Origin of the sequence: Nostoc sp., assembly GCF_036917465.1 — a bacterium.
Lineage (GTDB): Bacteria > Cyanobacteriota > Cyanobacteriia > Cyanobacteriales > Nostocaceae > Nostoc.
The window spans coordinates 107,161-133,873 of record NZ_JBALDL010000059.1 but is presented as its reverse complement, the minus strand read 5'-3'; the positions used below and the strand labels follow the sequence as shown (position 1 = coordinate 133,873).

General features: G+C 41.6%; 20 protein-coding genes and 1 pseudogene. 14 read left to right on the top strand and 7 right to left on the bottom strand.

Annotated elements, in window-relative coordinates; all coding sequences use genetic code 11:
• Positions 1 to 273: 273 nt before the first annotated feature.
• From V7K38_RS12925 to V7K38_RS12915, 3 genes are all read left to right on the top strand, one after another.
• On the top strand, positions 274 to 933 hold the full coding sequence (locus V7K38_RS12925) for an Npun_F0813 family protein (RefSeq protein ID WP_334858290.1): 660 nt from the start codon (positions 274 to 276) through the stop codon (positions 931 to 933).
• A 140-nt stretch (positions 934 to 1,073) separates the two neighbouring features.
• Positions 1,074 to 1,925, top strand: coding sequence for a hypothetical protein (locus V7K38_RS12920; protein ID WP_334858288.1), 852 nt, complete (start codon positions 1,074 to 1,076; stop codon positions 1,923 to 1,925).
• A gap of 21 nt (positions 1,926 to 1,946) precedes the next feature.
• Positions 1,947 to 2,951, top strand: coding sequence for a transposase (locus tag V7K38_RS12915; protein ID WP_334858286.1), 1,005 nt, complete (start codon positions 1,947 to 1,949; stop codon positions 2,949 to 2,951).
• Positions 2,952 to 3,070: 119 nt separating this feature from the next.
• Here V7K38_RS12915 and V7K38_RS12910 read toward each other — a convergent pair whose 3' ends face one another.
• Together V7K38_RS12910 and V7K38_RS12905 are read right to left on the bottom strand one after the other, a co-directional pair.
• Positions 3,071 to 4,012 (bottom strand): ADP-ribosylglycohydrolase family protein, encoded by a 942-nt coding sequence (locus V7K38_RS12910; protein ID WP_334858285.1) that lies wholly within the window; start codon positions 4,010 to 4,012, stop codon positions 3,071 to 3,073.
• A 409-nt stretch (positions 4,013 to 4,421) separates the two neighbouring features.
• Positions 4,422 to 4,526 (bottom strand): annotated as a pseudogene (locus V7K38_RS12905) (RRXRR domain-containing protein); the annotation flags it as partial.
• A gap of 451 nt (positions 4,527 to 4,977) precedes the next feature.
• Between V7K38_RS12905 and sir the strand changes: the two are divergent.
• From sir to V7K38_RS12880, 5 genes are all read left to right on the top strand, one after another.
• A complete protein-coding gene (gene sir / locus V7K38_RS12900) occupies positions 4,978 to 6,894 on the top strand; it encodes a sulfite reductase, ferredoxin dependent (protein WP_334858283.1) in 1,917 nt (638 codons plus the stop codon).
• 112 nt (positions 6,895 to 7,006) lie between these two features.
• On the top strand, positions 7,007 to 7,651 hold the full coding sequence (locus V7K38_RS12895; RefSeq protein ID WP_334858281.1) for a Uma2 family endonuclease: 645 nt from the start codon (positions 7,007 to 7,009) through the stop codon (positions 7,649 to 7,651).
• A gap of 13 nt (positions 7,652 to 7,664) precedes the next feature.
• On the top strand, positions 7,665 to 8,393 hold the full coding sequence (locus V7K38_RS12890; protein WP_334858279.1) for a 16S rRNA (uracil(1498)-N(3))-methyltransferase: 729 nt from the start codon (positions 7,665 to 7,667) through the stop codon (positions 8,391 to 8,393).
• Positions 8,394 to 8,461: 68 nt separating this feature from the next.
• Entirely contained in the window at positions 8,462 to 9,526 is a 1,065-nt protein-coding gene (locus V7K38_RS12885; RefSeq protein ID WP_334858278.1) for a tetratricopeptide repeat protein, read from the top strand.
• An 85-nt stretch (positions 9,527 to 9,611) separates the two neighbouring features.
• The gene (locus tag V7K38_RS12880) at positions 9,612 to 11,930 is read left to right on the top strand and encodes a VIT domain-containing protein (RefSeq protein WP_334858277.1); all 2,319 of its coding nucleotides are present in this window, start codon (positions 9,612 to 9,614) and stop codon (positions 11,928 to 11,930) included.
• A gap of 53 nt (positions 11,931 to 11,983) precedes the next feature.
• Here the strand turns inward: V7K38_RS12880 and V7K38_RS12875 are convergent, their stop codons facing one another.
• Complete coding sequence (locus V7K38_RS12875; protein WP_334858274.1) at positions 11,984 to 12,508, bottom strand: hypothetical protein; 525 nt, start codon at positions 12,506 to 12,508, stop codon at positions 11,984 to 11,986.
• Between the two features lie 401 nt (positions 12,509 to 12,909).
• On the opposite strand from V7K38_RS12875, the gene V7K38_RS12870 reads away from it, so the two are divergent.
• The gene (locus tag V7K38_RS12870) at positions 12,910 to 13,542 is read left to right on the top strand and encodes an esterase/lipase family protein (RefSeq protein ID WP_334858272.1); all 633 of its coding nucleotides are present in this window, start codon (positions 12,910 to 12,912) and stop codon (positions 13,540 to 13,542) included.
• 32 nt (positions 13,543 to 13,574) lie between these two features.
• On the opposite strand, the gene V7K38_RS12865 is transcribed toward V7K38_RS12870, so the two are convergent.
• Positions 13,575 to 14,006: a VOC family protein gene (locus tag V7K38_RS12865; RefSeq protein ID WP_334858270.1), complete on the bottom strand. Its 432-nt coding sequence runs from the start codon at positions 14,004 to 14,006 to the stop codon at positions 13,575 to 13,577.
• Positions 14,007 to 14,616: 610 nt separating this feature from the next.
• On the opposite strand from V7K38_RS12865, the gene V7K38_RS12860 reads away from it, so the two are divergent.
• From V7K38_RS12860 to V7K38_RS12845, 4 genes are all read left to right on the top strand, one after another.
• Complete coding sequence (locus V7K38_RS12860) at positions 14,617 to 15,414, top strand: TIGR00297 family protein (protein ID WP_334858268.1); 798 nt, start codon at positions 14,617 to 14,619, stop codon at positions 15,412 to 15,414.
• A gap of 310 nt (positions 15,415 to 15,724) precedes the next feature.
• Positions 15,725 to 16,507, top strand: coding sequence for a peptidylprolyl isomerase (locus V7K38_RS12855; protein WP_334858267.1), 783 nt, complete (start codon positions 15,725 to 15,727; stop codon positions 16,505 to 16,507).
• Positions 16,456 to 19,158 (top strand): type I secretion system permease/ATPase, encoded by a 2,703-nt coding sequence (locus V7K38_RS12850; RefSeq protein WP_334858265.1) that lies wholly within the window; start codon positions 16,456 to 16,458, stop codon positions 19,156 to 19,158. Before V7K38_RS12855 ends, V7K38_RS12850 begins: the two co-directional genes overlap by 52 nt.
• 781 nt (positions 19,159 to 19,939) lie before the next feature.
• Positions 19,940 to 21,823, top strand: a complete 1,884-nt coding sequence (locus V7K38_RS12845) for a S8 family peptidase (RefSeq protein WP_334858264.1) — start codon at positions 19,940 to 19,942, stop codon at positions 21,821 to 21,823.
• A 105-nt stretch (positions 21,824 to 21,928) separates the two neighbouring features.
• Here the strand turns inward: V7K38_RS12845 and V7K38_RS12840 are convergent, their stop codons facing one another.
• The 3 genes from V7K38_RS12840 to V7K38_RS12830 form a co-directional block, all read right to left on the bottom strand.
• Positions 21,929 to 23,410 carry an HlyD family efflux transporter periplasmic adaptor subunit gene (locus V7K38_RS12840; RefSeq protein ID WP_334858262.1) on the bottom strand — a complete coding sequence of 494 codons (1,482 nt, stop codon included), beginning with the start codon at positions 23,408 to 23,410 and terminating at the stop codon, positions 21,929 to 21,931.
• Between the two features lie 39 nt (positions 23,411 to 23,449).
• Positions 23,450 to 24,325, bottom strand: a complete 876-nt coding sequence (locus V7K38_RS12835; RefSeq protein ID WP_334858261.1) for an SDR family oxidoreductase — start codon at positions 24,323 to 24,325, stop codon at positions 23,450 to 23,452.
• 302 nt (positions 24,326 to 24,627) lie between these two features.
• Entirely contained in the window at positions 24,628 to 26,325 is a 1,698-nt protein-coding gene (locus tag V7K38_RS12830; RefSeq protein ID WP_334858260.1) for a SpoIID/LytB domain-containing protein, read from the bottom strand.
• A 115-nt stretch (positions 26,326 to 26,440) separates the two neighbouring features.
• On the opposite strand from V7K38_RS12830, the gene V7K38_RS12825 reads away from it, so the two are divergent.
• A complete protein-coding gene (locus V7K38_RS12825) occupies positions 26,441 to 26,704 on the top strand; it encodes a sulfiredoxin (protein WP_334858259.1) in 264 nt (87 codons plus the stop codon).
• Positions 26,705 to 26,713 lie beyond the last annotated feature (9 nt).

Genomic DNA, 26,713 nt, shown 5'->3' with positions numbered 1-26,713 from the left:
TCCTACTAACAAGGCTAAGATGCTAGTCGCTAGCTAGTCAATTTACACTAAAAACGAAACAGATGGGGTACTGGTTTAGATATATTCAGTTGTCAAGGGGTTATTTGCCTGTTAACACTACCGTCCTGTGGGCGACTACCTTCGGGAAGGATCTGGCGATCGCTAGGCCGATTTTCACAGTAAGCTAGGTAATTTCAGCCTTGGCGATACTGCCAAATGCCATTATATATTCCATATTAAGAGTGCCCCTGTGAGGAGTTATTTGCTAGTGCCATGTTTATTCTCAAACGGCAGGATGTTGAAATATCAAGCATTCAGCACCCAAAAAAGGATCAGCAGGTGCCGATCCTCAATTATCAAGGGCAGACTTTTCGTTTGATTAGTGTTTTCAAAGCTAGTCAAGAAGAAGAGGCTAGAGCCTTATGGAGAGAATTAACGGATAACCGGGGTAAAGCCTGTGTTTTACTAGAGGAACCAGAACGCTTTAGCGTCTGGGGTAAAATCCGTTTAGAGCAGCTAAATGGTGACACAGGTGGTCATGGCAAAACGGCGATTTTAATCCAAGCCAGTATTTTGCTATTGCAAGGTGTTTCTATCGATATTGAAGAATTTTTGGGTGCTAGGCAAGCTGCATTATTTGAAAAAGATATTGCGGAGGTATTAAAGCAGAAACAATTTCCTCAAGCATCTTCCCTAGAAGCAGTTAAATATTTGGTGTCCACTACTCCTTTGCCGACCGCCAAAATACCTGATTGGCAAGAAAATCATGTAGTTATCTTGTTACAAGAACTGCATCGATTAGGAAAAGCTTATTTTGGCAACGCCAATTTTACCAAACAAGTGATTTATAAGCTAGAAGATATGCCAGAAGGTGAGCGATCGCTATTTATCAACTGGCTAAATCAATCGCCACTGGGTAAACTGTGGCAGTAGCATGGAAAATTTTAACAAAATTCCGGCCACTGGCACTTGCTTTTTGTGTGCGATTGTGTATTATTTGGCAGACATACTGCTAAATATACAGTTATTTAACTCAAAATACTGCCAGAGTGCATCTACATAAGTCTTGTCCTATGAATAACTCTTACGCGAATTCGTTCCTTTCTAAATCCATTTTCAACACTCAGAACATTGTCTTAGCTAATATTGGCTGGGGCGTACTAGCACTGCTATACTTTTTGTTGTTTAGTGCCAAAGTTCCCGGAACCGATGGCATAGAAACCCGGGCCGAGTGGTATGTGATTGGCACAAATATTTTTGAAGCTTTAGCTTATTTGGGTGCTAGTATCTTATGCTTGAGGAACTGGCTGAGTCCACAAATCGTCAGTGGGCGAAATGTTTGGCTCTTGATTGGCTTGGGTATGCTTTCCTATTTCGTTGGGGGGATAATTTTTGGATATACCGAAATAGTTTTAAAAGATGAACCAGATGTGTCTGTAGGCGATATATTTTTTGTACTGACTTATCTATTACTTGGCGCAGGCATGATTTTAGCTGTGGCTTCCAGGCGAATCAATCTGGAAAAATGGCAATGGCTAATTGTGTTAGCAATTGCAGTGTTCGGGAGTTTGTTGGCATGGTGGATTTCTATGCAACAGGAAACACCCTCAGAATTGCTAGTCGCTATTTTGAATTGGTTTTATGTAGTTAGCGATGTAGTTCTGTTAATTATTGCTACCACTCTGCTATTAGCCTTTTGGGGGGGAAGAGTTTCCCAGTCTTGGCGAATGATTGCAGCAGCGGCCTTTTCGCTTTACATTGCAGATATGTGGTTTAAATACGCCCAAGGCCCTAACTATCAAAGTGGGGAAGTATTAGAAGTATTTTGGGTGTTTAGTGGAGTGTTATTTGGTATGGGCGCTGTCTTAGAATATGACGCATCACTAAGACGAACGCGGCGTACCACCGGACGTAAACGAGCTTAGTAAAGATTTTTGGTATCTACCGTGAGAAAACTAACAGACTCTGACAAGCAAGAAATTCTTAAGTTATATCGAGAGACTGCCGAAACAACCTCAACTTTGGCAGAACGCTATGGTGTGAGTAACTCGACAATAAGTCGCCTACTCAAAAGCACTTTGCCAGAGGATGAGTATGAATATTTAGTCTCTTTAAAACGGGCTGCGAGAACTCCTGAAGGCAGGGCGCAGGTAAGCTACGAGCAGTTACCTCTGCTGACTCAACCGGAACCGGAACCGGAGATAGAAGTTCCACCCATCGAGAGCCAACCCTTAGAAGTGCCAAAGGTTGAGCCACTGCCACGTCGGGTAATTCGTGTAGAGCAAGAACTGTACTCAGAAGAAACAGCAGAGTCACTTGCTGCTAGTAGACGGGTGCGCCGTCGTCCGTCGGCGGCGGAAAAACCCAAGCTCCGAGTCACAGAGAAACTAGAAACTCCAGAGCAGAAGCCGCCGGAAATAGTCAGCATCTCAATTCCACCGCTAAAGGATAAACATCCAGGAGCGGCTGTCATCGCGCAGATGCTAGGCGAAGATTTGCTAGACGAATCTGAGGATTTGGACGATTTAGATGATGATGATTTAGATGATGACGATTTTGAGGAAGAAGACTTTGATGACGATGACCTAGATGATGAAAGGCCGTTAGTCACAAAAAGAAGACCAGGTGAAGCATCAGTTCAAGTTTTACCTCTGTCAATAGCCAATTTGCCGAAAACTTGCTATTTGGTAATTGACCGTTCTTCAGAATTAATTACCCGACCCCTGAAGGACTTTGGTGATTTAGGGCAAATTCCCAGTCTGGAAACCCAGCAAAGGACTCTACCGGTGTTTGATAATCATCGCGTTGCCAAGCGCTTTTCTACCAAACGCGATCGCGTGATTAAAGTTCCTGATAGTAAAATGCTCCATAAGGCTCGGACTCATCTCCAAGCTAAGGGCATTACACGACTGTTGATTGATGGTCAGGTTTATTCTTTGTCTATGGTTTAAGAACATGGGGCATTGGGCATTGGGCATTGGGCATTGGTTATTCTCCTTGAGTCCCCAGTCCCCAGTCCCCAGTCCCCAGTCCCCAGTCCCCAGTCCCCAGTCCCCAGTCCCCAGTCTCTTCAACTGTAAACAGCCCTTGTAAAACGCTCTGCCAAATAAATAATGTCCTGTCTACGGGCAATTTGGTTCATCCATTTTTGAGGAATATTTTCCACCCCGTAATAAATTCCCGCTAACCCACCAGTGACAGCAGCAGTAGTATCGGTATCTCCGCCTAAGTTGACAGCTTTCAGCACCGCTTCCGAATAAGATGAGCTATTTAATAAACACCACAGGGACGATTCTAAGGTATCAATCACATAGCCACCAGAATTAATCTCTTCAACTGGTAACTTGGCAATCTCACCACTAAAAATTCTGCCAAAATGGGGCTTTTCTAACAAAAATTCTCGGACAGAATATATTGTTTGGATATCTTGTAATGCTTGTAGATAAGCTGTTTGGGGGTTAGCACCTTCTAAGAGCGCCACTGCAATACTAATATAAATGCCACAGGCCATTTGCGATCGCGGATGAGCATGGGTAATCGCTGAAACATCATGTACCCGCGCCAGCAATTCGCCTAAAGTCAAGTTTCGGTGACAATAAGCCATTGGCAAGATTCTCATCAACGAACCATTGCCATTAGTATTTTCAACCTTACCGCCCGCCTGATGGGGAACAACTCCCTGTTTCAGGCGCATAATTGCTGTGTGAGTAGTTTGACCAATATCAAATACATCGCCACGGGGAGTCCAGTAAGCCTCCTTGTACCAGCGCCAGAAGGAATTGGCTATGGCATCCAACGAATACCCCCGACAAAGGCATTCCGCCAAGCAAAAGCTTAAGGAACTATCATCTGACCAAGTTCCTGGTGGTTGATTCCATGTGCCATAACCCTGCATCGTTGTCACTGGAGATTTTACTCGTTCAGCACGGCTAGTAAACTCCACTGGCACACCCAACGCATCACCGACACATAAACCCATCAAACCAGACAACGTTTTTGTACCGGTTAGCATTATTCAATCTCCACGATAACTGCTCAAAATTAACTTTATAGATTCCCTCTATAGCTTGTTGCAACAGATGCTACAGCCGAGTTTTCATCCTCTGTGAAAAGCTCGTCAACAAATTGTTAATTGAGTATTTTATTTCCACTATTCCGATATAGTTTTAGTTCCAAATATTGTGCCAGTTTTAAAAGCGTCTATTTTTGGAACAAAGAACCGAGATAAAAAGACATTAAATCTAATTATAACAGCTTATTTATGATTCTTAAGGATAGTTAACCTACTAATCTTATGCATCAACAGCAACATCCATTTGATAAAATCATGGGAAAAATTTGGAACATTCTCATCCGATTTTCGATAGCGATACAGGAAAATCTGGACGTGATTCTTTAAGAATCAAAGTGAATGGAAACTATCTAAAAATTGCTGCTTTTTTATTTCGTAGTAATTGCCTCGCTTGTGCCGAGTGAATTGAATCTAACGGTCTTTTTTCTGAATCAATTAAGAATACTTTGGACATAAGTCCTCCTTGCAGGTAAAGTTAGCTTCGCCAAAGTTATCGGTCGGTACTATCCAAATTACACTTCCTTAACCCTGTTACAGATGTTAAACAATTTGGTTTTAGAGCAGGGAACTAGCTACGCATTCCCCGGTAAATCTTTAACTCTTGCCGATAACGTAGTCAATTAAAACTTAGGCTGGTCAGATTAGGGCAATTTCTGCGCCCCTGCCTTTAGGTATGGGGGTTTCTGACTCTATACTTTATTTAAGTACTCAGGACTTAGCACTAAAAACTCACTACTTGCAAAAGCTGGTTTTGTTAAGTGTTACATCACTGACAAAGCCGGCTTTTGCCGTGGTAAAATTAAACTATTCCTCATTATTCCGGCCGGATTACCGGGGATAAAGTAGCCGAAAGGTGCTGAGTCGGTGTCTACGTAATGCTTTATTGAGAATACTATACAAGTCTAATGGTTAAATCTGCTCCTTCCCCAATCGCTAGCCGTAAGCCTTCCAAAGTAGAAGTAATCAAGGAAAACAGTAATTTTTTGCGTGAACCTGTAGCAACTGAGATCCTTCAAGATACTACCCATTTTACCGAAAATGCGGTGCAGCTTTTGAAGTTTCACGGTTCTTATCAGCAAGATAACCGCGACAACCGCACCAAGGGACAGGAAAAAGATTACCAGTTTATGCTGCGGACAAAAAATCCTGGTGGTTTAGTACCGCCGCAGCTATATCTGGCTTTAGATAAAATCGCTGATGAGTATGGCAACCACACCTTACGAGCAACTACCCGTCAAGGTTTCCAACTGCACGGTATTTTAAAGAAGAATCTGAAATCATCAATTGCCACGATTGTCAATAACTTGGGTTCGACTTTGGGAGCTTGCGGTGACATCAACCGCAACGTGATGGCACCACCAGCTCCTTTTAAGAATCGCCCAGAGTATCAGTATGCTTGGGAGTATGCCCAGAATATTGCTGATTTGCTCTCAGCGCAGACAGGCGCTTATTACGAAATTTGGCTAGATGGGGAAAAGGCAATTAGTGTTGAGGAGAACCCAGAGGTCAAAGCAGCACGACAGCGTAATGGGAATGGCACAATTATTCATGACAATGAAGAACCAATTTATGGCACGTACTATATGCCCCGCAAGTTCAAAATTTGCGTGACGGTGCCAGGGGATAATTCGGTAGATTTGTATTCCCAAGACCTGACTTTGGTAGTAATTACCAATAAGAAGAAACAATTAGAAGGATTTAATATTTTTGCTGGTGGTGGCTTAGGGCGAACACATGGTAAAGAAGAAACTTTCGCTAGGTTAGCAGACCCTATTGGTTATGTAGCGAAAGATGACGTTTACAACGTAGTGAAAGCGATTGTTGCTACTCAGAGAGATTATGGCGATCGCACCGATCGTCGTCACGCCAGATTAAAATATCTAATCAACGATTGGGGTGTAGATAAATTCCGTACCCAAGTTGAAGAATACTTTGGTAAACCCCTCGAAGCCTTCAAACCATTACCAGAGTTTAAATTTCACGACTTCCTCGGCTGGAATGAACAAGGTGATGGCAAGCTATTCTTAGGAATTTCCATTGACAATGGTCGAATTAAGGATGAAGGTTCGTTTCAACTGAAAACCGCCTTGCGGGAAATTGTTGAGCAGTTCAACTTACCCATCCGCCTCACATCCAACCACAACCTGATTTTTTACGATATCGAACCAGATAGCAAGGAAGCCATTCAAGATATTCTCAGCCGTCACGGTGTCGGAGATGACCCTAGTAAAATCGAACCTTTAGTGCGGTATGCAATGGCTTGTCCGGCTTTGCCCACTTGCGGCTTGGCAATCACCGAATCAGAACGGGCAATACCAGGTATTTTGGAGCGAATTCGCGCTCTATTGAATAAATTAGCTTTACAAAAAGAGCATTTTGTGGTAAGGATGACAGGATGTCCTAACGGCTGCGCTCGTCCCTACTTGGCAGAATTGGCTTTTGTGGGTAGCGCTCCAGAATCTTACCAATTATGGTTAGGGGGTTCGCCAAATCAGACTCGATTGGCACAACCTTATACAGAAAAACTGCACCATAATGACTTGGAAAGCTTCTTAGAGCCGATTTTTGTTTACTTTAAGAAATCTCGGAAATCTAAGGAAAGCTTCGGTGATTTTTGCGATCGCGTTGGTTTTGATGCCATCCGCGAATTTAGCGCCACCTACGAACCCCAAGCAGCCAATGGTGCAAACAAATCGCGCCACAGGGTGAATTTGAAAGAAGAGGTTTATAGCAAGTTGAAGGAAGTGGCGCAAAGCGAAGGTAAGCCGATGACTCAGTTAGTGACTGAAGCGTTAGAGGTTTACTTTCAGAATCTTTCGTAAGCCGAAAAATTGAAGATAATAAAACTACAGATAGACACAGATGGATTTATCTGTGTCTATCTTGTGTAAATCCTAATGCAGTTAGGTAACACATCCACAGGAAAACGGAACTATGGTAACAACAGCAAAATTTGCAGAAACTAGGGATGTGCTGCAAAACATCAGCTGGCAGACATTCAAAGCTATGCTGGCAGATATGGGATCTGAGCGAAATAAAAGGCTAGCTTATGACAACGGAATAGTAGAAATTATCACCCCGTTAATGGCACACGAAAATTCAAACCGTCTAATTGAAGGTTTTGTTCTTGTGCTGTGTGAAGAATTTGGTTTAGAAGTTAAAAGCGCTGGCTCGTTGACTATGACGCGAGATGATTTAGAACGAGGAGCCGAGCCGGATAGTAGCTACTATATTCAAAATGAATTGTTAGTCCGCAACAAAGAAAATATTGACCTGAGTACAGATCCACCACCAGATTTGGTACTGGAAGTAGAATATTCCAGATCGAAGATAGACAAGTTGGATCTTTATGCTTCAATGAGAGTTCCAGAATTCTGGCGGTATAACGGAAACGTGTTGCGCGTTTACACTCTCAATGGTGAGGAATATTCGCAGAGCGATCGCAGTCCCACTTTTGCGCCTGTGTTTGTGACGGAGATTCCCCGATTTATCCAAGAAAGCAAGAAAATGGGACAAATTGCAGCAACTCGTGCTTTCCGTACTTGGGTTAGACAGCAGATATCTACAGCAGAGCAATAGTTTATTAAGAAAAATGTCTCAACTGCAAAGAATTGCGATCGCACCCTCCCAATTCCAACAAGGGCAAATTTTGCTCACCAAAGAACAGCAACATTATTTAGGGCGGGTGTTGCGCTTGCGTGAAGGCGATCGCTTTATTGCAATGGATGGTAAGGGAAAATGGTGGTTAGCGCAGCTAGCAGGGGAACAAGCAGAGGTTTTAGAACCGCTTTTGGTAGAAACAGAATTACCTGTATCAATTACGCTGATGGTGGCGTTACCTAAAGGCAATGGATTTGATGAAGTGGTGCGGTGTTGTACAGAGTTGGGAGTAACTTGTATTGCACCAGTATTGAGCGATCGCACCTTACTTCATCCTAGTCCTCAAAAGCTCGAACGTTGGCGGCGCATCGCTGCGGAAGCCGCCGAACAATCAGAGCGCTCTTTTGTACCAACAATTTTAGAACCTGTTGCTTTTAATACGGGTCTGTCATTAGTGATTGGTCATCTGTCATTTGTAAACAGCCAGCAATATATCTGTGAAGCGCGTGGTGAGTTTCCCCATTTAAAAGATTGCTTACAGCACAAAGGACAAGAAACGATTGTTATTGCTACTGGGCCAGAGGGAGGATGGACAACACAAGAAATTGAGAATGCGATCGCATCTGGATTTCAACCTGTTTCCCTTGGTCGCCGCATCCTGAGAGCAGTTACAGCCCCAGTAGTAGCATTATCCTTGATTACCGCAAGTTGTGAAGTATAAATGATTTATAGCTCACGCAAAAGTAATTTTGCGCGAGACATCACTCCACCATGTATTTAAAGTAAGTGATGATTGAGCAAGTTGCGATCGCCTTTGACCATAAAGATTATCAAACAGCTGCTAAATTACTCAAACAGCTGCTAGTAGAATCGCCAGACAATCCTTGGGTGCAGTTTTATCATGGTCGGTTGCATGAAGTATCTAGAAAATATCAGGATGCAGAAAAAGTTTATCGGCAACTGCTGCGAAATACAACAAATACCAAAATAGTGAGCCTAGCACGTCAAGGTTTGCAACGATTACAAGAAATTGAGCTTGAAGAAAGACAAAGAGCCATTTCCCAAGCAAAATCTGAACCGAATAATACCGAAATCGGCGTACTGGTTTTAGAGCCACTCAGTAATGAACTCAAAACAGAAGCATCTCGAAAATTCGCCCAGATTATGCAGTTAGATCCCTACACCGCAAGGCTATTACTCCCAAGTCGTGGCTGGAGGTTGTATCGGACTGGACAAGTAGGAGAACTAAAATTTTATGGGAAACAGTTGCAGCAGGCTGGCATTCCTTGCTTTTGGGCAACAATAGCTCAAGTTCAGCAAATTCGAGTTTATCAAGTCAAACATTTCCAAGAATCTACCCCACAAGCTACTGTTGTTTGCCTTAATGACACAAATCAACTCGGTTCTCTCACCTTTGATTGGTCAGAAGTTACAGCCAAAGTAGTGGGACTATTGCCAATTTTTGAACAAGTTATAGATGTTGATGCCCGCCGTAAACTGGAATGGAAAACTCAAACACAAGACTATGCCCAGTTTTGTGATTTACACCTACCAGCTAGGCGTTGCATTCTCCGTTTTGATGATAACGGCTATGAATTCCAGCAAGGTTTAGAAATCATTCCTCAAGCTAGCCAAAATACAATCAGAATTAATTGGAATAGTTTATCGAGTTGGATTGATCGGCAATTACCTCAAGTTAAAATTTGGTCAGATTTCACGTCATTTGCAGATACAACATTAGATCAGACAGAAATGCTGAGTAATATCAAGTCTCATATTCATTTGTTTCGTAGGGAACAGAGTAACTGGGATTCAGCTTTTCATTTATATAGTGGACTGGTGCTTGTTAAATAATTGGGAATTGGGAATTGGGAATTATGTTACCTATTACCTACCTTAAGAAGTAAGCTCATAAATCAAATAAGAGTGCATCAAATCTATGAATATAGTAAGTGATAAAAATCAACAAGTAGGGGGTTTGTATGTTGAATCTCCTGAAGGAGAACAGCTAGTTTTTCCGCTCAAGCATACGGAAGTTCTAGCAAAAATTGCAGGTAACTTGTCACGAGTTGAGGTGATTCAAAGCTTTGAGAATCCCTTTATGGAGCCTTTAGAAGCAGTATATGTCTTTCCATTACCCGATGAGGCGGCGGTGGATGACATGGAAATCAAAATAGGCGAGCGCATCATCAAAGGTAATATAAAAAAACGTGAAGAAGCTGTAGCCATTTACGAAAAGGCAAAACAAGAAGGACGTACTGCCGGACTTCTAGAACAAGAACGAGACAACATCTTTACCCAATCTCTAGCTAACATCAAACCTGGCGAACAAATTGATGTCACAATTCGTTACACAGAAAGCTTAAAATTTGAGGCGGGAAACTACGAATTTGTTTTCCCGATGGTGGTGGGGCCAAGATATATTCCTGGAACGCTGATAGATGGTAGCGGTGACACAGATCGAGTTCCTGATGCTTCCCGCATTACACCACCTGTAGTCCCAGAAGGAATGCGAACCCGTCACAATATTAATGTCACAGTCGAAATTGATGCAGGTTTAGCAATTTCTGAAGTGCGTTCTCCTTCCCATCAATTAAAAATTGAACACTCAGGTGAAATTGTGCGGATTCAATTAGCCGGGGAAGATACAATTCCCAACAAAGATTTAATTCTCCGCTATCAAGTTTCTGGACAAGAAACTCAATCCACAGTATTAACTCAAACCGACGATCGCGGCGGACACTTTGCAATATATCTAATTCCAGCTTTGGAATATTCCTCTGATGAAATTGTTGCCAAAGATGTCGTATTTTTGGTGGATACTTCAGGTTCCCAATCTGGCGATCCGTTATGGAAGTGTCAGGAATTGATGCGGCGATTTATCAATGGGTTGAATCCCAACGATACTTTCACAATTATCGATTTTTCCGATACAGTCAGGCAGTTATCGCCAAAACCTCTACCGAATACAGCAGAAAATCGCGCCCAAGCGATCGCTTACATTAACAATTTACAAGCTGATAGCAGCACAGAAATGCTCAGTGGCATTCGTACAGCCATCAATTTCCCCACACCAGTCGGAAGATTACGCAGTGTTGTACTTCTCACTGATGGCTACATCGGCAACGAAAATGAGATTTTGGCAGAGGTACAACAGCACCTGAAACCAGGAAATCGCCTTTACAGTTTTGGTGTTGGTAGTTCAGTTAACCGTTTTTTACTGAATCGTATCGCCGAAATTGGCCGGGGAATATCTCAAATTATTCGTCATGATGAACCCACAGAAGAAGTTGCCGAAAAGTTTTACAGGCAAATTAACAACCCGGTACTCACAAATATTCAAATCTCTTGGCACGGTGTTACAGAATCGCCTGTAATTTACCCAGCCATAGCGCCTGATTTATTCAGCGAACAACCATTAGTGTTGTTTGGTCGCAAACAAGATAGAGTCGGCGGTAATCTGCAAGTCTCCGGTATCGCTGCGGGCGGTAAGTACTACGAAAAAAAGTTTAGCCTCAAATTTGAAGAAACAGGAAATATTGCTGTAGCGCAGTTATGGGGACGCGCTTGCATCAAGGATTTGATGAATCAAATGGTAAGTTTTGAAACTAAAGCTGGTGTAGAAGCAGTTACAAAAACAGCCTTAACTTATCAACTGCTTTCCCAATACACCGCTTTTGTGGCTGTCAGTGATGACGTGCGGGTTGAACCAGGAAGCGAATATTTATCTATGCAAGTACCAGTGGAAATGCCTGAAGCCGTTAGTTATAAAGGAGTCTTTGATAGTCGTGCGGGTGGTGGTTTTGCGCCTAAAATATCACTCTCAATGCCATCACCATCAGTTTCAGCAGAAGCTCCAGATTTTCTCCGCAAAAGGCGATCGCCACCATCTCCAGTAGCCAAAGAAGTCAAGTTCTCTTTGAGCTTTGATTCCGAGGAGATGGAACAAGATGAAATATCAGACGCAGCCATAAACCATCAGTTAGAGGTCATCAGCATTACAGGCTTGGAGCAAATAAGAATCGCCGATCTAACCCAACACTTGCAACAACTAAACTTGCCTTCCGGCTTCAGTGGTGAAATCGTCTTTGAGTTCACTGTCAACAAAGGTCGAGTCGGACAAGTACTTTTGGATGAAAAAACCTCGACCGTAAAAGATGCAGTTGTAGTGGAGAAAATTAAGCGATCGCTCCTAATTTGGAGAGTTCCTCCATCTACAACTGGCAAAGTTGTCTTAACCTTGCAGATTCACACTTAACTCATCAGTACTATAGAAACACTAAAGAGACGCAATTATCGCGTCTCTTTGACTTAACCAGGGGTTTTGATCTGACGTGCCATATCTAGGTAAGCACTCATATTCGCTCCTGGACGGCGACGGCCATTTGAGCTAGTAACCGAAGGAGAGAGATATTTAGGTGCAAAGGTTGTTTCTTTTGGCTCCTCTTTGAGGACTTTGGCTGCTGCGGCTTTTGCCTTTTTGCCAGGTTCAACTCTAAGACCCTCAGCAGTCTGCACTAGCGTAACATCAGCTGGTTTGGGATTTTTAGCTGATTTTGCCTTACCCTTCTGTGCGGCGGTTTTTGTTCCGTTCAACGAATCTGGCTTGGATTGAGTTGGTGCTTCTGATGTAATTGCTGCCGTTACTTTCTTCGCATTCGATGTAACTGTCTCTGCTACTTTCTTCGCGTTCGATGCTACTTCTTTAGCAGCATCTTTGGCAGCATCTTTAGCTTCATCCAATTCTAAGAAGTAGCCGTTGCTTTTTTTCTTCCCTGGTAACAGCCCAGTTATGAAACCCAGAATACCTGAAAATAACTTTTTGATAAAATCCATTACAATTACTCCTGCCTGTTATATTTTGGAACTCGACCGTAATTGTTAAAAATTACGAAAAAATGTAACATTTTCTGCTTTGCGTCACCTCATTCTGGTGACAACCCTTATAGGTTTGTCCTTAATCAACATTGTAGTAAAACTATAGGGCAAATGTTCTTTACACAAGCACTTGCAACCTGTATACACCGAGAACTAATTATTAAATTTTACTGTAACTAAGAGCAAGATTCTGAAAGCAAGCTTTATAAAAATTAATACTTCATCGTTTAAAAATTATTGATTGGAGAAAAAGCCAGCAGTTTACTTTTAACCAGTGGGAGCAGTGTCATAGACTGTTGGCAGATAGCAAGAGTACTCAGTTACATTTAGTACAGACTTAATTCCGCCAGATTTGAGAGATGAATACTAAAAATCAGCAGCGCAATGCCGTGTTATTAGTACATGGCATTGATGATACGGGGTTAGTTTTCTATAAAATGGCAGCGCACTTAAGATTACAGGGTTGGTCTGTATATTCCCTGGATTTGGTTCCTAATAATGGTGATGTGGGTCTTGATGAATTGGCAAAGCAGGTAGCCGATTATGTTACAGCCACCTTTGCACCAGAACAACACTTAGATTTAGTAGCCTTTAGCATGGGAGGAATTGTCAGCCGTTACTATATCCAGCGACTGGGAGGAATTAACCGCGTACAAAGGTTTATCACCATCTCTTCACCCCATTATGGAACTGTGGTTGCTTATGGTTCCCAGCGTCCTGGTTGCATACAAATGCGCCCCGACAGCATTTTTCTCAAAGATTTAAACTCGGATGCAACAATATTGGAGCAGCTAGATTTTACATCTATCTGGACACCTTATGATTTGATGATTGTCCCAGCCAATAGTTCACAAATGCCCGTAGGTATCGAAGTAATAGTACCTGTCGCCCTACACCCTTGGATGCTAACAGACTCCAGGAGTTTAGCAGCAGTAAAAGCAGCTTTAAAAAACCCTATCAAGCTACCCTTCTTTAAAAAAGTATCCAGTTAGTAACCATTATTCATCTTTAAATTACGAATTACTTAAGTCCTATCCCCAATTTGCGTATGTTCGTAACTCCCAAAAATCGCCTCTGGGTGACGATAATACTTGAACTCCATAAGGTTATAAAAGGGATCTTCTAAAAAGAAAGTACGATGCTCAAGAGGAGAACCGACAAAGCGATTTTTGGTTTCTTCATGAAAAAGTAGCTGTTGTTGTTGTGCCTTTTCTAGTAAGTCTTGCCAGTCACGCTCTTGGGTAAAAATTAGCCCAAAGTGTCTGGGATAGATACTCTTTTGCGGTATCAAGGGTTCTTTTGTGACGTGAGCTACTAATTGATGACCATACAGATTGAGAATTAGCGCGTGATGGTTTTCACGGCCAGGAATGCAGCCCAAGCCATCAACGTAATATGCTTTTGTTTGGGTAATGTCAGTCACAGGGAAAGCAAGATGGAATAAAGTTTGGCTCATAGCTTGTGGAAAAAATATTAGTTGTTGATGCTGTCTACAATTGATTCTGTTAAGTTTTGATTGTAGTCAAGTTGAACACAGTTTTAATTGACAATAACTTATATTATTTATCTTTATAACTAAAACAAGGAACTGAGTACAACTTCAGTCACTGCACCTTGTAGCTAAGGACTTCGCCCTACATTTAGATAATTTACACTCAATTTTTCAGGTGACTCCTTTCTATCGTGCAGGTATACTAATTTATGTTTGTATGGACACACACTCAGGAACATAGATTTAATAGCTTACAACTTTATTATGGATGCTATGTTGGCAACTTAATGCACCATCCATAATGAAATTCTTGGGATCTGTTACTCGAAGAGTTTAGCCAACTAAACAAAAGTTTTGCATTTTGTTTAATCCACGTTCTTGAGTCAATATTGCAGTGTATATGTAAGGCGTTGTTTGTAATTCTATACTCAGCTTTCAGGGTGATGCAGATGCAATTTAGTTAAAAATACAAACATATTACTTTAGCTGAAGAAGTTTCAGAAATTAAGCACTAAGCATGACAAATTCGTTATTCTGTTGATGTTCAGACAAAATTACTCATGATTAATTGCTGATGTCATCTTTAATTTATTCTGTTAATCCCTGGTTGGTAGCAGTAGTCTTAAACACAATTCTATTGGGTTTAGCTTGGATTGCTCCGAAAAAGCTGCTCACCCCTGCTGGATCGTTCCATGCGTGGTTTCTGGCTATCCTAATTTGGGTAACTTTAGGCTGGCAAGGATATGCAGTAGTAATGTTCTATTTTCTGGTTGGTTCTGGCGTTACCCGCATCGGGATGGCACAGAAAGAGGCTGAAGGAATTGCTGAAAAACGTTCTGGGGCAAGGGGGCCAGAGAATGTCTGGGGTTCCGCTTTGACTGGGGCGCTGTGTGCCTTGGGAGTAGGGATAATAAATTCGGGATTTCTTGTACTTAGTCCTCAATCTCTAGTCCCTAATCCCCAGTCCCTATTATTACTAGGCTATGTAGCGAGTTTCAGTACCAAGCTGGCTGATACTACTGCTAGCGAAGTTGGTAAAGCTTATGGTAAAAGCACTTTTTTAATTACCACACTCAAACCAGTGCCTCGCGGTACAGAAGGAGCGGTAAGCTTGGAGGGAACTTTAGCTGGGATTGTGGCTTCTATTGCGATCGCATTTGTTGGTTGGGCAGTTGGTTTAATCGATCTATTAGGAGTCGCTTGGTGTGTACTGGCAGCATTTATTGCCACTAACTTAGAAAGTGTAATAGGAGCAACACTGCAATCTAAGTATAATTGGCTGACCAATGAAGTAGTAAATATTTTTAATACATTAATCGGTGCGATCGCAGCTGTGCTACTTTCCTGGACATGGGTAAATATCATTAAGTAGATTGGGCATTGGGCAAAACAGTTCCTCTTTTTAGTTAGCGGTAGCGGGGCAGTAGTAGAAAAGAAGTAAAAGCAATCTGCTTTACTACTACACCAGCATCTGATATTTAAAATCCTGTTTTGCCCCCGCTAGAGTGTAAACATAATCATGGGAAATTATTGTATATTTACTAGCTATATAATTTTTTGACCATTGGATGTAATTAGTTCATCGAATCTTTATCATTTTCGACAATTAGTGACCAAATAATTCCTATGTGATTTAATTTAAAAGTCCTATAAGCATTTAACCATTTTCACATAATTAATTCATGGAATCTTTATCATTTTTGACAATTAATGACCAAATAATTTCTATTGAGGAAGCTGTAAAGTACCTGCAAGCCTCTGGAAAATTGGGGCAGTTCATTGGGGATATTCTCCGTCAGCACGTAATTGAGGAAGAAATCCGAACACGAGACGATATTGAAATTGGTACAGCAATAACCGAACAGTCCATTATTGACTTTAGACTAAAAAATCAACTTACTGACCCCCAAAGTTTTCAAGAATGGTTAAAGACTAATAACACAGATTACGCTACCTTTCACACATCGGTGACTTTTGGGTACAAGTTAGAAAAGCTGAAAGCCGTAGTCACACAAGGAAAAATCCAAGAATATTTTATTGAACGTAAAATCTTTTTGGATCGGGTAGTACTTTCTCGGATAGTTGTTGATAATCGAGAATTGGCAGATGAATTACAAACCCAAATTGAAGAAGGAGGTAGTTTTGAGCAACTAGCTAAAGAGTATTCACTTTCAGATGACCGAATTATGAACGGCATGATGGGAATAGTCAGCCGAGGAAATATGCCGGATATATTACGGGCAGCTATTGATGTGGCGAGTCCTGGACAATTAATAGGACCAATAGAAATCGTTGGCAAAGACTCTCCCCAAAGAGAAGTACCTTATGGTTTGTTTCGAGTAGAACAATTTCTGCCAGCGTCTTTAGAAGATACTCAACTAAATCTTGCACTACAAAATGAGTTATTTGAGAAATGGCTAGCAGAGAAAATTCAAAAACTGACAGTCAAGTTACAAGTGAGTTAAAAATTCTGGATAATGAATCTTTACGATTAAAAGTGCTAGCTTCTTTGCCTTGGAGTCAGCCACCACTATGCTGGCTAACTCCCGAACAAAAATCTCAATTGGAAAATGAGTGCCAAACTCGTCAATATCGTTTGGGAGAAAAAATTTGGTCAAACGATGTTGGGCGTTACCAATTCTTAATTGTGGCTGGAAAAGTTCGCTTACGCGAAGAGGGCATTGGTAAACCAATAGCCGCCCTAGATATGGGAGATTGGTTTGGTGATTTACAAAAGCTGTCTGCGGATTTTAAAGCTGTAGCTGCTAGCAAAGAAGTAGTGGTAGTCTATTGGGATTCAGCCCTGTGGACAGAATTTTCTAACCCACAAATTCAAGAATTTTGGCAAGTGTTACCAGTGGGTATAGAGGGAGAAAGGGAGGCATTTTCCTTCTCTTCCACTCGTTCACTAGCGCCAACCTCAGAGGGGACTTCCAGCCCTCACAGCATTCAACCGCAAAGAAGACTCCCAGCCGCCAATTTAATCGTCTCAAACTATCCGTTTGTTGCTAACTGGAACACTGCTGCTGCTTGTTTAACAATGGTGGCACAACAACTAGAAAATTCTGTGCAACTGGAATGGGTACAGCGTCAACTCAGAGGACAGCATCCAAAACAAGTTGTAGAAGCAGGAGAAAAGCTAGGGTTAGTATTGCGGCGCTTACAAGTGAGTTGGGGAGAGTTGCGACAGTTGTCATTTCCAGCTTTACTATTGTGGAATTCTGACTCACCCCAGAGTCCATCTTGGGTGGTAGCTTATAGAGTTAAAGGCGATCGCTTAATTATCGCTAACCCTCTAAATCCCGATCGCATTTGTGAAAGCTTATCGCAGTCTATAGTTGAGGCATCTTGGGATGGGCGATTGTGGCAAGTAGAACTCATATCCCAGCAAGAAAAGTTTAACCTCAGTTGGTTCACTCCAGCAGTTTGGAAGTATAAGGGATTGCTAACAGAGGTATTATTAGCATCTTTTACCTTACAGCTTTTGGGGTTAACAACACCGCTAATTACCCAAGTCGTCATTGATAAAGTGATGGTGCAAGGGAGTTTGCCGACTCTTGATGTTATGGCGATCGCACTTTTATGCGTAGCCATATTTGAGTCCGTACTTGGCATCCTGCGCCTATTCATCTTTACCCATACAGCCCGTCGTCTAGATTTAAGTTTATCAGCACAGCTATTTCGCCATCTGATGCGGCTGCCTTTGGCTTATTTTGAGTCGCGGCGCGTCGGCGATACAATAGCACGAGTTCAAGAACTCGAACAAATTCGTCAGTTTCTCACAGGTACAGCATTAACTGTGATTCTAGATAGCATCTTTGCTGTGGTCTATCTAGCATTGATGTTTTACTATAATATTCCGCTTACCTTTGTGGCTTTAGCAGTATTGCCACTATTTGCGACTTTGACGATAGTTGCAACACCAATTCTGCGTAACTGGCTCAACGAAACCTTTAACCGGAGTGCTGATAGTCAATCGTTTCTAGTAGAGATAATCACAGGGATTCATTCAGTTAAAGCCCATGCAGCAGAACCAGTCGCCCGCGATCGCTGGGAAGGCTTATTTGCTCGCTTCATCCGCACAGGTTTTAAAGCCTCTACTACTTCCAATATCAGCAGCAATATCGGTGACTTCCTTACCAATTTTTCCACCATGCTGATTCTCTGGTTTGGAGCCAAATTAGTCATCGAACAAAAGCTCACAATTGGACAGCTAATTGCCTTTCAAATGCTATCTGGTAGAGTCACAGGGCCACTTTTGCGCTTAGTACAGTTATGGCAAACCCTCCAACAAGTGCTACTTTCTGTAGATCGCATTGGTGATATTCTCAATGTCTCCCCAGAAGCTGAACTAGGAACCGGTCTAGTTTTACCACCCCTAAAAGGACAAGTCACCTTCGAGCAAGTCTTTTTCCGCTACCGCCCGAACTTTGAAGCAATTCTGCGCGGAATATCTTTCAATGCCGAACCAGGGCAATTTGTTGGCATTGTCGGACGCAGTGGTTCTGGTAAAAGTACCCTTTCTAAGCTATTGCAACGCCTCTATCAAATTGAATCAGGACGCATCCTTATTGATGGTTTTGATATTAAAAGTGCTGATTTAGCCTCACTGCGGCAACAAGTTAGTGTAGTTCTCCAAGAAGACTTTTTATTCAACGGTTCCGTTTTGGAAAATATCACTCTCGGTAGTCCTGACATTACCTCAGAAGAAGTAGTAGAGGCGGCAAGACTAGCAGTAGCACACGACTTCATCAGTCAATTACCCTACGGTTACGAAACCAATGTGGGTGAACGCGGTACAGCTTTATCTGGTGGACAAAGACAACGTATTGCCCTAGCGAGATTATTTCTTTCCCAAGCACCGATTTTAGTTTTAGATGAAGCTACCAGCGCTTTGGATAGTGAAACTGAACAACAAGTACTACAAAACCTGCAAAAAGTTTCCGCTAACCGTACCGTGTTTCTCATTGCTCACCGTTTTGCCCCTCTCAAACGCGCCGATTTAATTTTGGTATTAGAGCAAGGTGTGATTGCTGAACGTGGTACTCACTCAGAGTTATTGCAACAAAAGGGTTTGTATTGGTCACTATATCAACGGCAGCAAGCAAACATTTAATAAAATAAAATTAAGCAGGTCGGTGCAATTAAAGCTAACTAGTGAGGGCTGTCATTTGTCCTTTGTCATTGGTCATTGGTAAGAGTTTAAAGCCTATTTACGTTTCGTAATATAGTTGAATTTATTTCCGCCCATTTACTTAGTACTGTTTTCGGAAGTAAAATAAAATTCCTGTAGGAGGCAGAATGAGTGGCGTTTGCTGCTCATTCTGCCGCTTATTTTATAATTAATCGTATTCTAAATATGTGATATCAAATCCGTTTATATCAGAATTATTGCTCTTTTTTATCGTAAATAAAAGGGTTTAAGACCCCAACCATAAAGGTAGCCCCAGTTTCAGTCGGGGTTTAAATCCCCCGGAGTTGCTCCTCTACAGCGCTTCTCTGCGAGACGCTTTGCGAACGCGCATCCTGCGGCGGGGGAGATCCCAAGACCGCACTCCTCTTCTCCCTTGGCGCTAGCCTCTCCCTTTGGGAGAAGGGGAGACGCTACGCGAACGTCTGAAATTGTCTAAAATGTTTGAATTTTAAATTTTGAATTTTGAATTGTTAACACTTTGTGCTCTGAGTGTCTCTGCGGTTTTTATTAATCATTCAGATGATACCTGATTTGATAGAAAAATCGGTGTAGCTCTGCACCAAAAGCATAATTATCATTCTATTTTTTTGGTAATAAAATTAGCATTTTATTCTGAAATTTCATAGTAATTATTAACAATACAGCAAAAACTTTAACAATTTTAGCTGTTAAAAAACATTGCTAATTTTGAGAAAAAATACTTATGCTCAATGATAATAACAATTTACTTTCTACTAATAAAGGGTTAAATATCACTCCAAGTTCTTCATCAGATACATTTAATACCAAGGATAGCTCCAGCCTTAACTTAAGCACACGTAGTAGCTACAACTCAGCCGATTCTGATGTGCAGTTGCTAAATAATGACGACTCAGAAAATAGCAGTAATGCTACTACTAATACTTTTAGCACAGAGAGTTATAACTCCACCAATGGCTATGGCCTAATTAATGCAGCAGCAGCAGTAGCTAAAGCTACTAATCAGAATACCTTTGCTGATGTTGCCGATCTTGGTGGCAATAATTGGGGGGCAGACCTTGTTAAAGCACCAGAAGTCTGGGCACACGGATACACAGGTAAAGGCGTTGTTGTTGCTGTTGTAGATACTGGGGTTGACCACAACCACGAAGATTTAAAAAATAATATCTGGACGAATACCAAGGAAATTGCGGGTAACGGTATAGATGATGATGGTAATGGCTATGTTGATGATACTTACGGCTGGAACTTTGCGGATAAAAATAACAACACCCTAGATAACAACGGTCATGGTACTCATGTTTCCGGCACGATCGCAGGAGAAAATAATAACTACGGTGTCACTGGTATTGCATACAATGCCAAAATTATGCCCGTCAAAGTTTTGGATGACTCTGGCTCTGGTTCCTATACTTCCATAGCTAAAGGTATTCGCTACGCTGCGGATAATGGAGCTAATGTGATTAATCTCAGTTTAGGTGGCGGATCTAACAATAGTACTCTAGAGTCAGCCATTAACTATGCCAGCAGCAAAGGAGTAATTGTCGTCATGGCAGCAGGTAATGATGGTGACTCATCACCAGACTATCCCGCCCGCTATGCATCAAAGTCGGGAATTGCTGTTGGAGCAGTAGACAAAGATAATAAAATGGCCGACTTCTCTAACCGCTCTGGAACAAATGAAATCTCTTATGTCACTGCTCCAGGAGTCAAGGTCTATTCATCAGTTCCAAATAATGAATATGCCACTTATAGCGGCACTTCTATGGCTGCTCCCCACGTTGCTGGTGTAGTTGCCCTGATGCTTAGTGCTAACCACAATTTGACTGATTCTCAAGTCCGTCAGATTGTCACAGAAACCGCAGGAAATAGTACACAAAGTACAAACTCTAGTTTAAATGTTTCTAATGTCAGTTCTCTGGCAAGTCAGGTGATTTCTACAACAAGCTACGCAGACACAGCAAATAAATCACAAACTACAAACTCTAGTTTAAATATTTCTAATGTTAGTTCTCTAGCGAGTCAGGTGACATCTAACGATAATGTGCTACACATCTATGGACAGACGCAAAATTATCTAACATCACAGACAAGTTCTAGTTTAAATAATTCTGATGTCGTTTCTCTAATAGGCAAGACAATCACAGAAACGGCAAAATATTTCACACCAGAAACTACCACTAGTTTAAATAATTCTGATGTCGTTTCTCTAATAGGCAAAGTAGTTACAGAAACAACAAAATATCTCACACCAGAAACTACCACTAGTTTAAATAATTCTGATGTCGTTTCTCTAATAGGCAAAGCAGTTACAGAAACAACAAAATATCTCACACCAGAAACTACCACTAGTTTAAATAATTCTGATGTCGTTTCTCTAATAGATGAGGCAATTGCAGAAACGCCAAAATATCTCACACTATCTGAGGGAAATAATGGATTAGCCAATCTAAAATTATGGTCGCAATCCCAAAACTATGAAAACATCATGAGCATCATCAATCTGGATAGCAATAATGAAGATGGAAATAATATTGATTTTGGCAACCTATTAAAGGGATTTCAAAAACAAATTGAGCAGTATAGAAAATACTTTGGTCTTGGTTGAAAATTATAACGATTTTGATTAGGTTAGTGCAGATGTACTAGCTTACCAATCTATTGGTATCAACTTTAAAGTGAAATAGCGATCAAAATAAGATAGGCTACAAACTTACCTAACCGAAAATGCCTCGTTGAAGCGCCGTGTCACAGGTTCAGTAATGAATGTCAAAATTGACTTTTTACGAGTGACAATTTCACCTGTAGCAGACATACCCGGTGTAAATTCTACCTCTTGACCACGCACATTAACTGAATGTTTATTTAGCTTAATTCTTGTAGGGAAAACTAAACCCAATTCTTTATCAACAATTGCATTCGGACTGACTTGCATGACTTCGCCTTCCACAACACCAAATTCTTGGAAGGGGAAAGTCGCCATTTTCACTTTTGCCTTCATTCCTTGACGAATAAACCCAATATCGCGGTTGAGAACTTTCACCTCTAGAAGCATTTCTTCCCCTTCTGGCAAAATTGATACCAATTCTTCACCAGATTGGACTGGCCCCTTGGTAGCTTTGACTCTGTAAATCGTGCCAGCAACGGGAGCCTCAATAGTTTCCAAAGATTGCTGCTTCCTCGCCTGCTCTAATTGACCTTCAGCAGTTGTTAGTTCTTCTTTACGCTTGTTAAACTGCGTCAAAATTTCACTTTGGCGTTCTGATGATATGCGCTGGGCCTGACTGCGGGCGGCATTATAAGCTTGTTCTGCTTGGCGAATTTCTTGGGCTTGGGCAGCAATATCTTTTTCTAATGATGTGACTTTATCTTGAGCTTCTGTTACTTTATTCTGGGCGTTAGTCACTTCATCTTGCGCTCTGGTAATTTCTGTCTTTGCACGAGTTAATTTTTCTTGAGCATCCAAGTAATCAACACGAGGTACAGCACCAGGAGTAATTAGGGTGCGTAAGCTTTTTTCCCTTTCTTCGGCGAGAGCCAAATTGCTTTCAATTTTAATTCGGATGCTATCTGCGTTGACAACGTTGGTTTGAGCATTCGCAAAGCTACTTTTAGAATTAACTAAGTTGTCTTGCAATCGAGTCAAGCGAACCTTGGCTTGATTGATAAGTGCAATTTGGCGATTTGCTTCTGCTTCCGCCCCTGCTTGACGCGCTTGGTAGTCTTGCAGGCGTGAGGTTAAAAGTTCATCTTGTAGTTTTGTCCCAGTAGTTTTACCCCCAACACGTTCTGCATCCAAACGTTGCAAATCGTCTTGAATCAATTTAGTAGATTTGGCTAGGCGCGAAACGTCACTTTTTTGCAAGTCTGGGTCTTTTTGAATTAGAACTTGACCTTTAGTAACGCGATCGCCTTCTTGTACTTTAACAGCGACAATTGACCCCCCACCCAAAGATGTCACCGGTCTTACCTGGGTGGAAGCAATTAATTCCCCTGGCGCTGTTGCTACTTCATCAATTTGCGAAAAATACGCCCAAGCGATCGCCCCAAATACAATAAAGCTTATTGTTCCCGCTAATAATCTCGTATACAGGGGCGGTAATTCCTGTACCGCCTTCCCCAATTCATAAGTGAGTTGTTCCTCTGGTTGGGCGAATCGCTCTTTTGTCTGACGTGCTTGAGCAGCATTTACCATATATTTTTGTCCTTCGTTATTTGTTATTTCTCATTTAATTCAAACTGCTAGATAGCGCCGCAAAAAGTTTTCTAATGTCTCCAATTGAAAGTTAAAAATCGCTTCTAAATTGGCAATTTCATCTTTTGTACAGAAAAATTCATTTGCTAGCAATGTGCGATAAGTTCCCAAAGCTTTTTGGATTTGGGGATTAAATAAACCCAATGCACCTTGTAATCCATCAATTAAAAATAGTGGTGAGTTAATTATTACTGGCTCTTTGGCGAAAATCCGACCAAAAATCCGGGGAATATCTTCTCGTAATAAAATCTCCGGGCCTCCCACTGGTAAAATCTGGTTACGAGCGCCTGTAACTGTCACAGAATCTACTACTATCCTTGCCAAATCATCGGTACTGACAATTGAGGTACGGTTTTTGCGATCGCCAACCAGCAGATATAATCCCGTTTCCCGAAATCGTTCTACCAGTGGCAGCAAGTTAGATGCTAATCCAGATGGACGTAAAATTGTGTAATTCAAGCCACTAGCTGACAAATATCGCTCTACTGCTCGTTTAGCTTTGAACACGGGAGCATCTTCATATCCGCGATCGGCTCCTAAAACGGAAATGAAGACGAAATGCTCTACGCCATTGGCTTTTGCTTGGTCAATCAGTTCAATATTGGCGCTGTAATCTAAGGATAGAGCATCGCTATCAGAACCGTGAGCGCTGATAATATACTTCACACCCCGACTAGCTTTTTCAATATCTTTTTCCCGTAGCAAATCACCAATAAAAATTTCTGCACCCCGATGTTCTAACTCGCTGTAGCGCGAGGTAAGGCGGACAAATGCCCGCACGGACTGTTCTCGTTGTCGTAGAAGTCGCACAACTCTGCGACCAATTCCTCCGGTTGCTCCAGTTACTAGAAACATATAAATACCTAAATTGAATAGTTACAGTGTTGATAGTTGTCAAAATGCTCAATATATATATGTTTAAGACCCATTTATCAATACTTAAACAGAAATATGAGCATATTTTTATACTGTGTTACCATAATCAAAATATCCTCACGCCAACTAAACCAATAGGTCACACCCTATTTATCTTAATACCTCCAAAATGATCCCCTACATCTACCAAGATATAGGGGATAAGTTAAAGTCAGGGAATTTTAACTTGCTTAATTTGTTGCAGTGCTAAAGATAGATGCAACTTAACAGTGGCAACCTGCTTAAAGTTTTATCTCTTTGTTGATAATTTGAATCTGAGTACCAGGATAGTAAAATTGGATAATTTTGGGACTTGACCAACCTAATTTTGCGAGATTTTGAGCGCCAGTTTGACTCAAGCCAACTCCATGTCCCAATCCACCACCAATAAAAGCGTATCCCCACAGTTCTGATTTGCCCTTATTCAGAGGTTCTAGGTAAAAAAGCGTACTTGTAGGAGCAGCAAAGGCACTACGAACTTCATCTTTGTGGAGAATAAAGGTACTTTTATCAGTTTTAACGGCGAGTTCCAGGATGCGTCCGCTCTCGCTTCGCTTCACCACTGCCATAGCCTGAATTGTCTTAAATTTGGCATAAGGACTGTTTTTCACCTGCAAAAATTTCTGCAAGTCTTTGATAATATCCTCCAAACGGGTTTCCTTGTGCCAACGAAACGCATCCCACTTACTCTCATTAAATCCTTGTTGGATATTAATAAATTTCTGGAAGTTCTTTTCATCTGCCAAACTTTGCTTAGACAAATCCCAAAAATTAATTGCAGCATCTAGTACAGGGCGCAAATAGGGACGATCGTCGCCATTCCAGACATCGCTGAAGGAAGCAGTAACGCCACCGGTAGTAGAAGAATACAGGGCATCTACTAGTTCGTTTTTATAAGTTACTACCTTACCTCTGGTGGAAGCGATCGCTTTGTCTGTTTTGGCAGCCGCTCCATTTAGCCCATAATAAACTTGGCAGTGAGTATCAGCACACAACTGATAATTATCTGCGGCAAACCTGCGTAAATTTCTTAAAGCATAAGTTCGGGCGAGAATTGCTTGGGCTTCTAATGCCGCCGTTGGTGCATCTGTACCTATTTCGTAAGGCACAACCCCACGTAAATAAGTTTCTAAAGGTACTTGGTTAACTAGAGTGTATGTGCCGTAAGCATTTGGCTGCAAATTCAATTGCCCAGCATAAAGACGAGCATTTTCTGGTTTTTCGCTTTTATTCACCCGAATCAAGTTTTTATCAGTGCTGATTTCCAAATTATCTGGGCTATAGCGTTTACCATCTACCACCCAACTAACTCGCGGCACTTGTTTTAAAACTTTAGTATCAAGATATACTTTTTCTTTGGTAGAAGCTTGGATGTTTTGCAATAGCAAGCGACGCAGTAAAGGAGTGCTATAAACATCTCGTTTAGCCCAAACTTGCCAGCGTTCTGGCTGGGCAATTTCCACTTCTATTCCCTGAGAACGCCATTTGTTAGCACTGTCTTCCGCAGTTTCAAAAGTGCGATATGTGCCTAAGACTACCATTTCTTCAACATCTGGCTGGGGTAAAGCTTGCATGACTGTTTCCAGCAATACGTGGTTCTTTGTCACCAGAGTTTGCTGCTTGTTACCCGCTTTAAATTTTAGCTTTAAGCGATCGCCTTTTGTGGGTTCCAGTTGCAGTCTGGCTTTGGGTTCTGAGCCAAATCGTTGCACAATCCCAATTTTTAATTCCATGCCCTGGATATTGCTCTCAGGCCCTGATGCAGCAGTTAGTCCCAATAGACAAAATGTTGTCAGCACAGCGTGGGAAAAACGGCAAAGCGAAAATTTCATGGCTACCTGATAGCGGAGCGGTAGTAAGTAATTTAGCGTCTTTTGCCCCCTAATGCGGCGTTGGATCTGATTTTCCAATTGCTTTGCAGCACGGTCTTTTTGTCGCATGAGCGCTCCAATGATACCATTACCAGTTTTGCCCAAAATATACGTTGCAAAACAAAGTCATAACGACTATGATTTATTTAGAGACATAAAACAGAACAAGTTGGATAAACTCTTTATGGTTAGAGTCCAAGAAATTCCATTAAATCAGATAAAACGGCCATTGCCCCGTGCAAACGATCCAAATAAAGTACAAGCCTTAATGGAATCGATTGCGGAGATTGGGCAGCAAGAACCTATTGATATCCTAGAAGTAGATGGACAATATTATGGCTTTTCAGGCTGTCATCGATATGAAGCTTGCCAGCGTTTAGGCAAAGAAACCGTTTTAGCCAGAGTCCGTAAAGCACCCCGCAGCGTATTAAAGATGCACTTGGCGTAGGGGATGGGG

Excerpts from the sequence above, each read along its gene's own strand:
- V7K38_RS12925 (WP_334858290.1), top strand. The coding sequence starts at position 274 with ATGTTTATTCTCAAACGGCAGGATGTTGAAATATCAAGCATTCAGCAC.
- V7K38_RS12920 (WP_334858288.1), top strand. The coding sequence starts at position 1,074 with ATGAATAACTCTTACGCGAATTCGTTCCTTTCTAAATCCATTTTCAAC.
- V7K38_RS12910 (WP_334858285.1), bottom strand. The coding sequence starts at position 4,012 with ATGCTAACCGGTACAAAAACGTTGTCTGGTTTGATGGGTTTATGTGTC.
- sir (WP_334858283.1), top strand. The coding sequence starts at position 4,978 with ATGGTTAAATCTGCTCCTTCCCCAATCGCTAGCCGTAAGCCTTCCAAA.
- V7K38_RS12895 (WP_334858281.1), top strand. The coding sequence starts at position 7,007 with ATGGTAACAACAGCAAAATTTGCAGAAACTAGGGATGTGCTGCAAAAC.
- V7K38_RS12890 (WP_334858279.1), top strand. The coding sequence starts at position 7,665 with ATGTCTCAACTGCAAAGAATTGCGATCGCACCCTCCCAATTCCAACAA.
- V7K38_RS12885 (WP_334858278.1), top strand. The coding sequence starts at position 8,462 with ATGATTGAGCAAGTTGCGATCGCCTTTGACCATAAAGATTATCAAACA.
- V7K38_RS12880 (WP_334858277.1), top strand. The coding sequence starts at position 9,612 with ATGAATATAGTAAGTGATAAAAATCAACAAGTAGGGGGTTTGTATGTT.
- V7K38_RS12875 (WP_334858274.1), bottom strand. The coding sequence starts at position 12,508 with ATGGATTTTATCAAAAAGTTATTTTCAGGTATTCTGGGTTTCATAACT.
- V7K38_RS12870 (WP_334858272.1), top strand. The coding sequence starts at position 12,910 with ATGAATACTAAAAATCAGCAGCGCAATGCCGTGTTATTAGTACATGGC.
- V7K38_RS12865 (WP_334858270.1), bottom strand. The coding sequence starts at position 14,006 with ATGAGCCAAACTTTATTCCATCTTGCTTTCCCTGTGACTGACATTACC.
- V7K38_RS12860 (WP_334858268.1), top strand. The coding sequence starts at position 14,617 with ATGTCATCTTTAATTTATTCTGTTAATCCCTGGTTGGTAGCAGTAGTC.
- V7K38_RS12855 (WP_334858267.1), top strand. The coding sequence starts at position 15,725 with ATGGAATCTTTATCATTTTTGACAATTAATGACCAAATAATTTCTATT.
- V7K38_RS12850 (WP_334858265.1), top strand. The coding sequence starts at position 16,456 with ATGGCTAGCAGAGAAAATTCAAAAACTGACAGTCAAGTTACAAGTGAG.
- V7K38_RS12845 (WP_334858264.1), top strand. The coding sequence starts at position 19,940 with ATGCTCAATGATAATAACAATTTACTTTCTACTAATAAAGGGTTAAAT.
- V7K38_RS12840 (WP_334858262.1), bottom strand. The coding sequence starts at position 23,410 with ATGGTAAATGCTGCTCAAGCACGTCAGACAAAAGAGCGATTCGCCCAA.
- V7K38_RS12835 (WP_334858261.1), bottom strand. The coding sequence starts at position 24,325 with ATGTTTCTAGTAACTGGAGCAACCGGAGGAATTGGTCGCAGAGTTGTG.
- V7K38_RS12830 (WP_334858260.1), bottom strand. The coding sequence starts at position 26,325 with ATGCGACAAAAAGACCGTGCTGCAAAGCAATTGGAAAATCAGATCCAA.
- V7K38_RS12825 (WP_334858259.1), top strand. The coding sequence starts at position 26,441 with ATGGTTAGAGTCCAAGAAATTCCATTAAATCAGATAAAACGGCCATTG.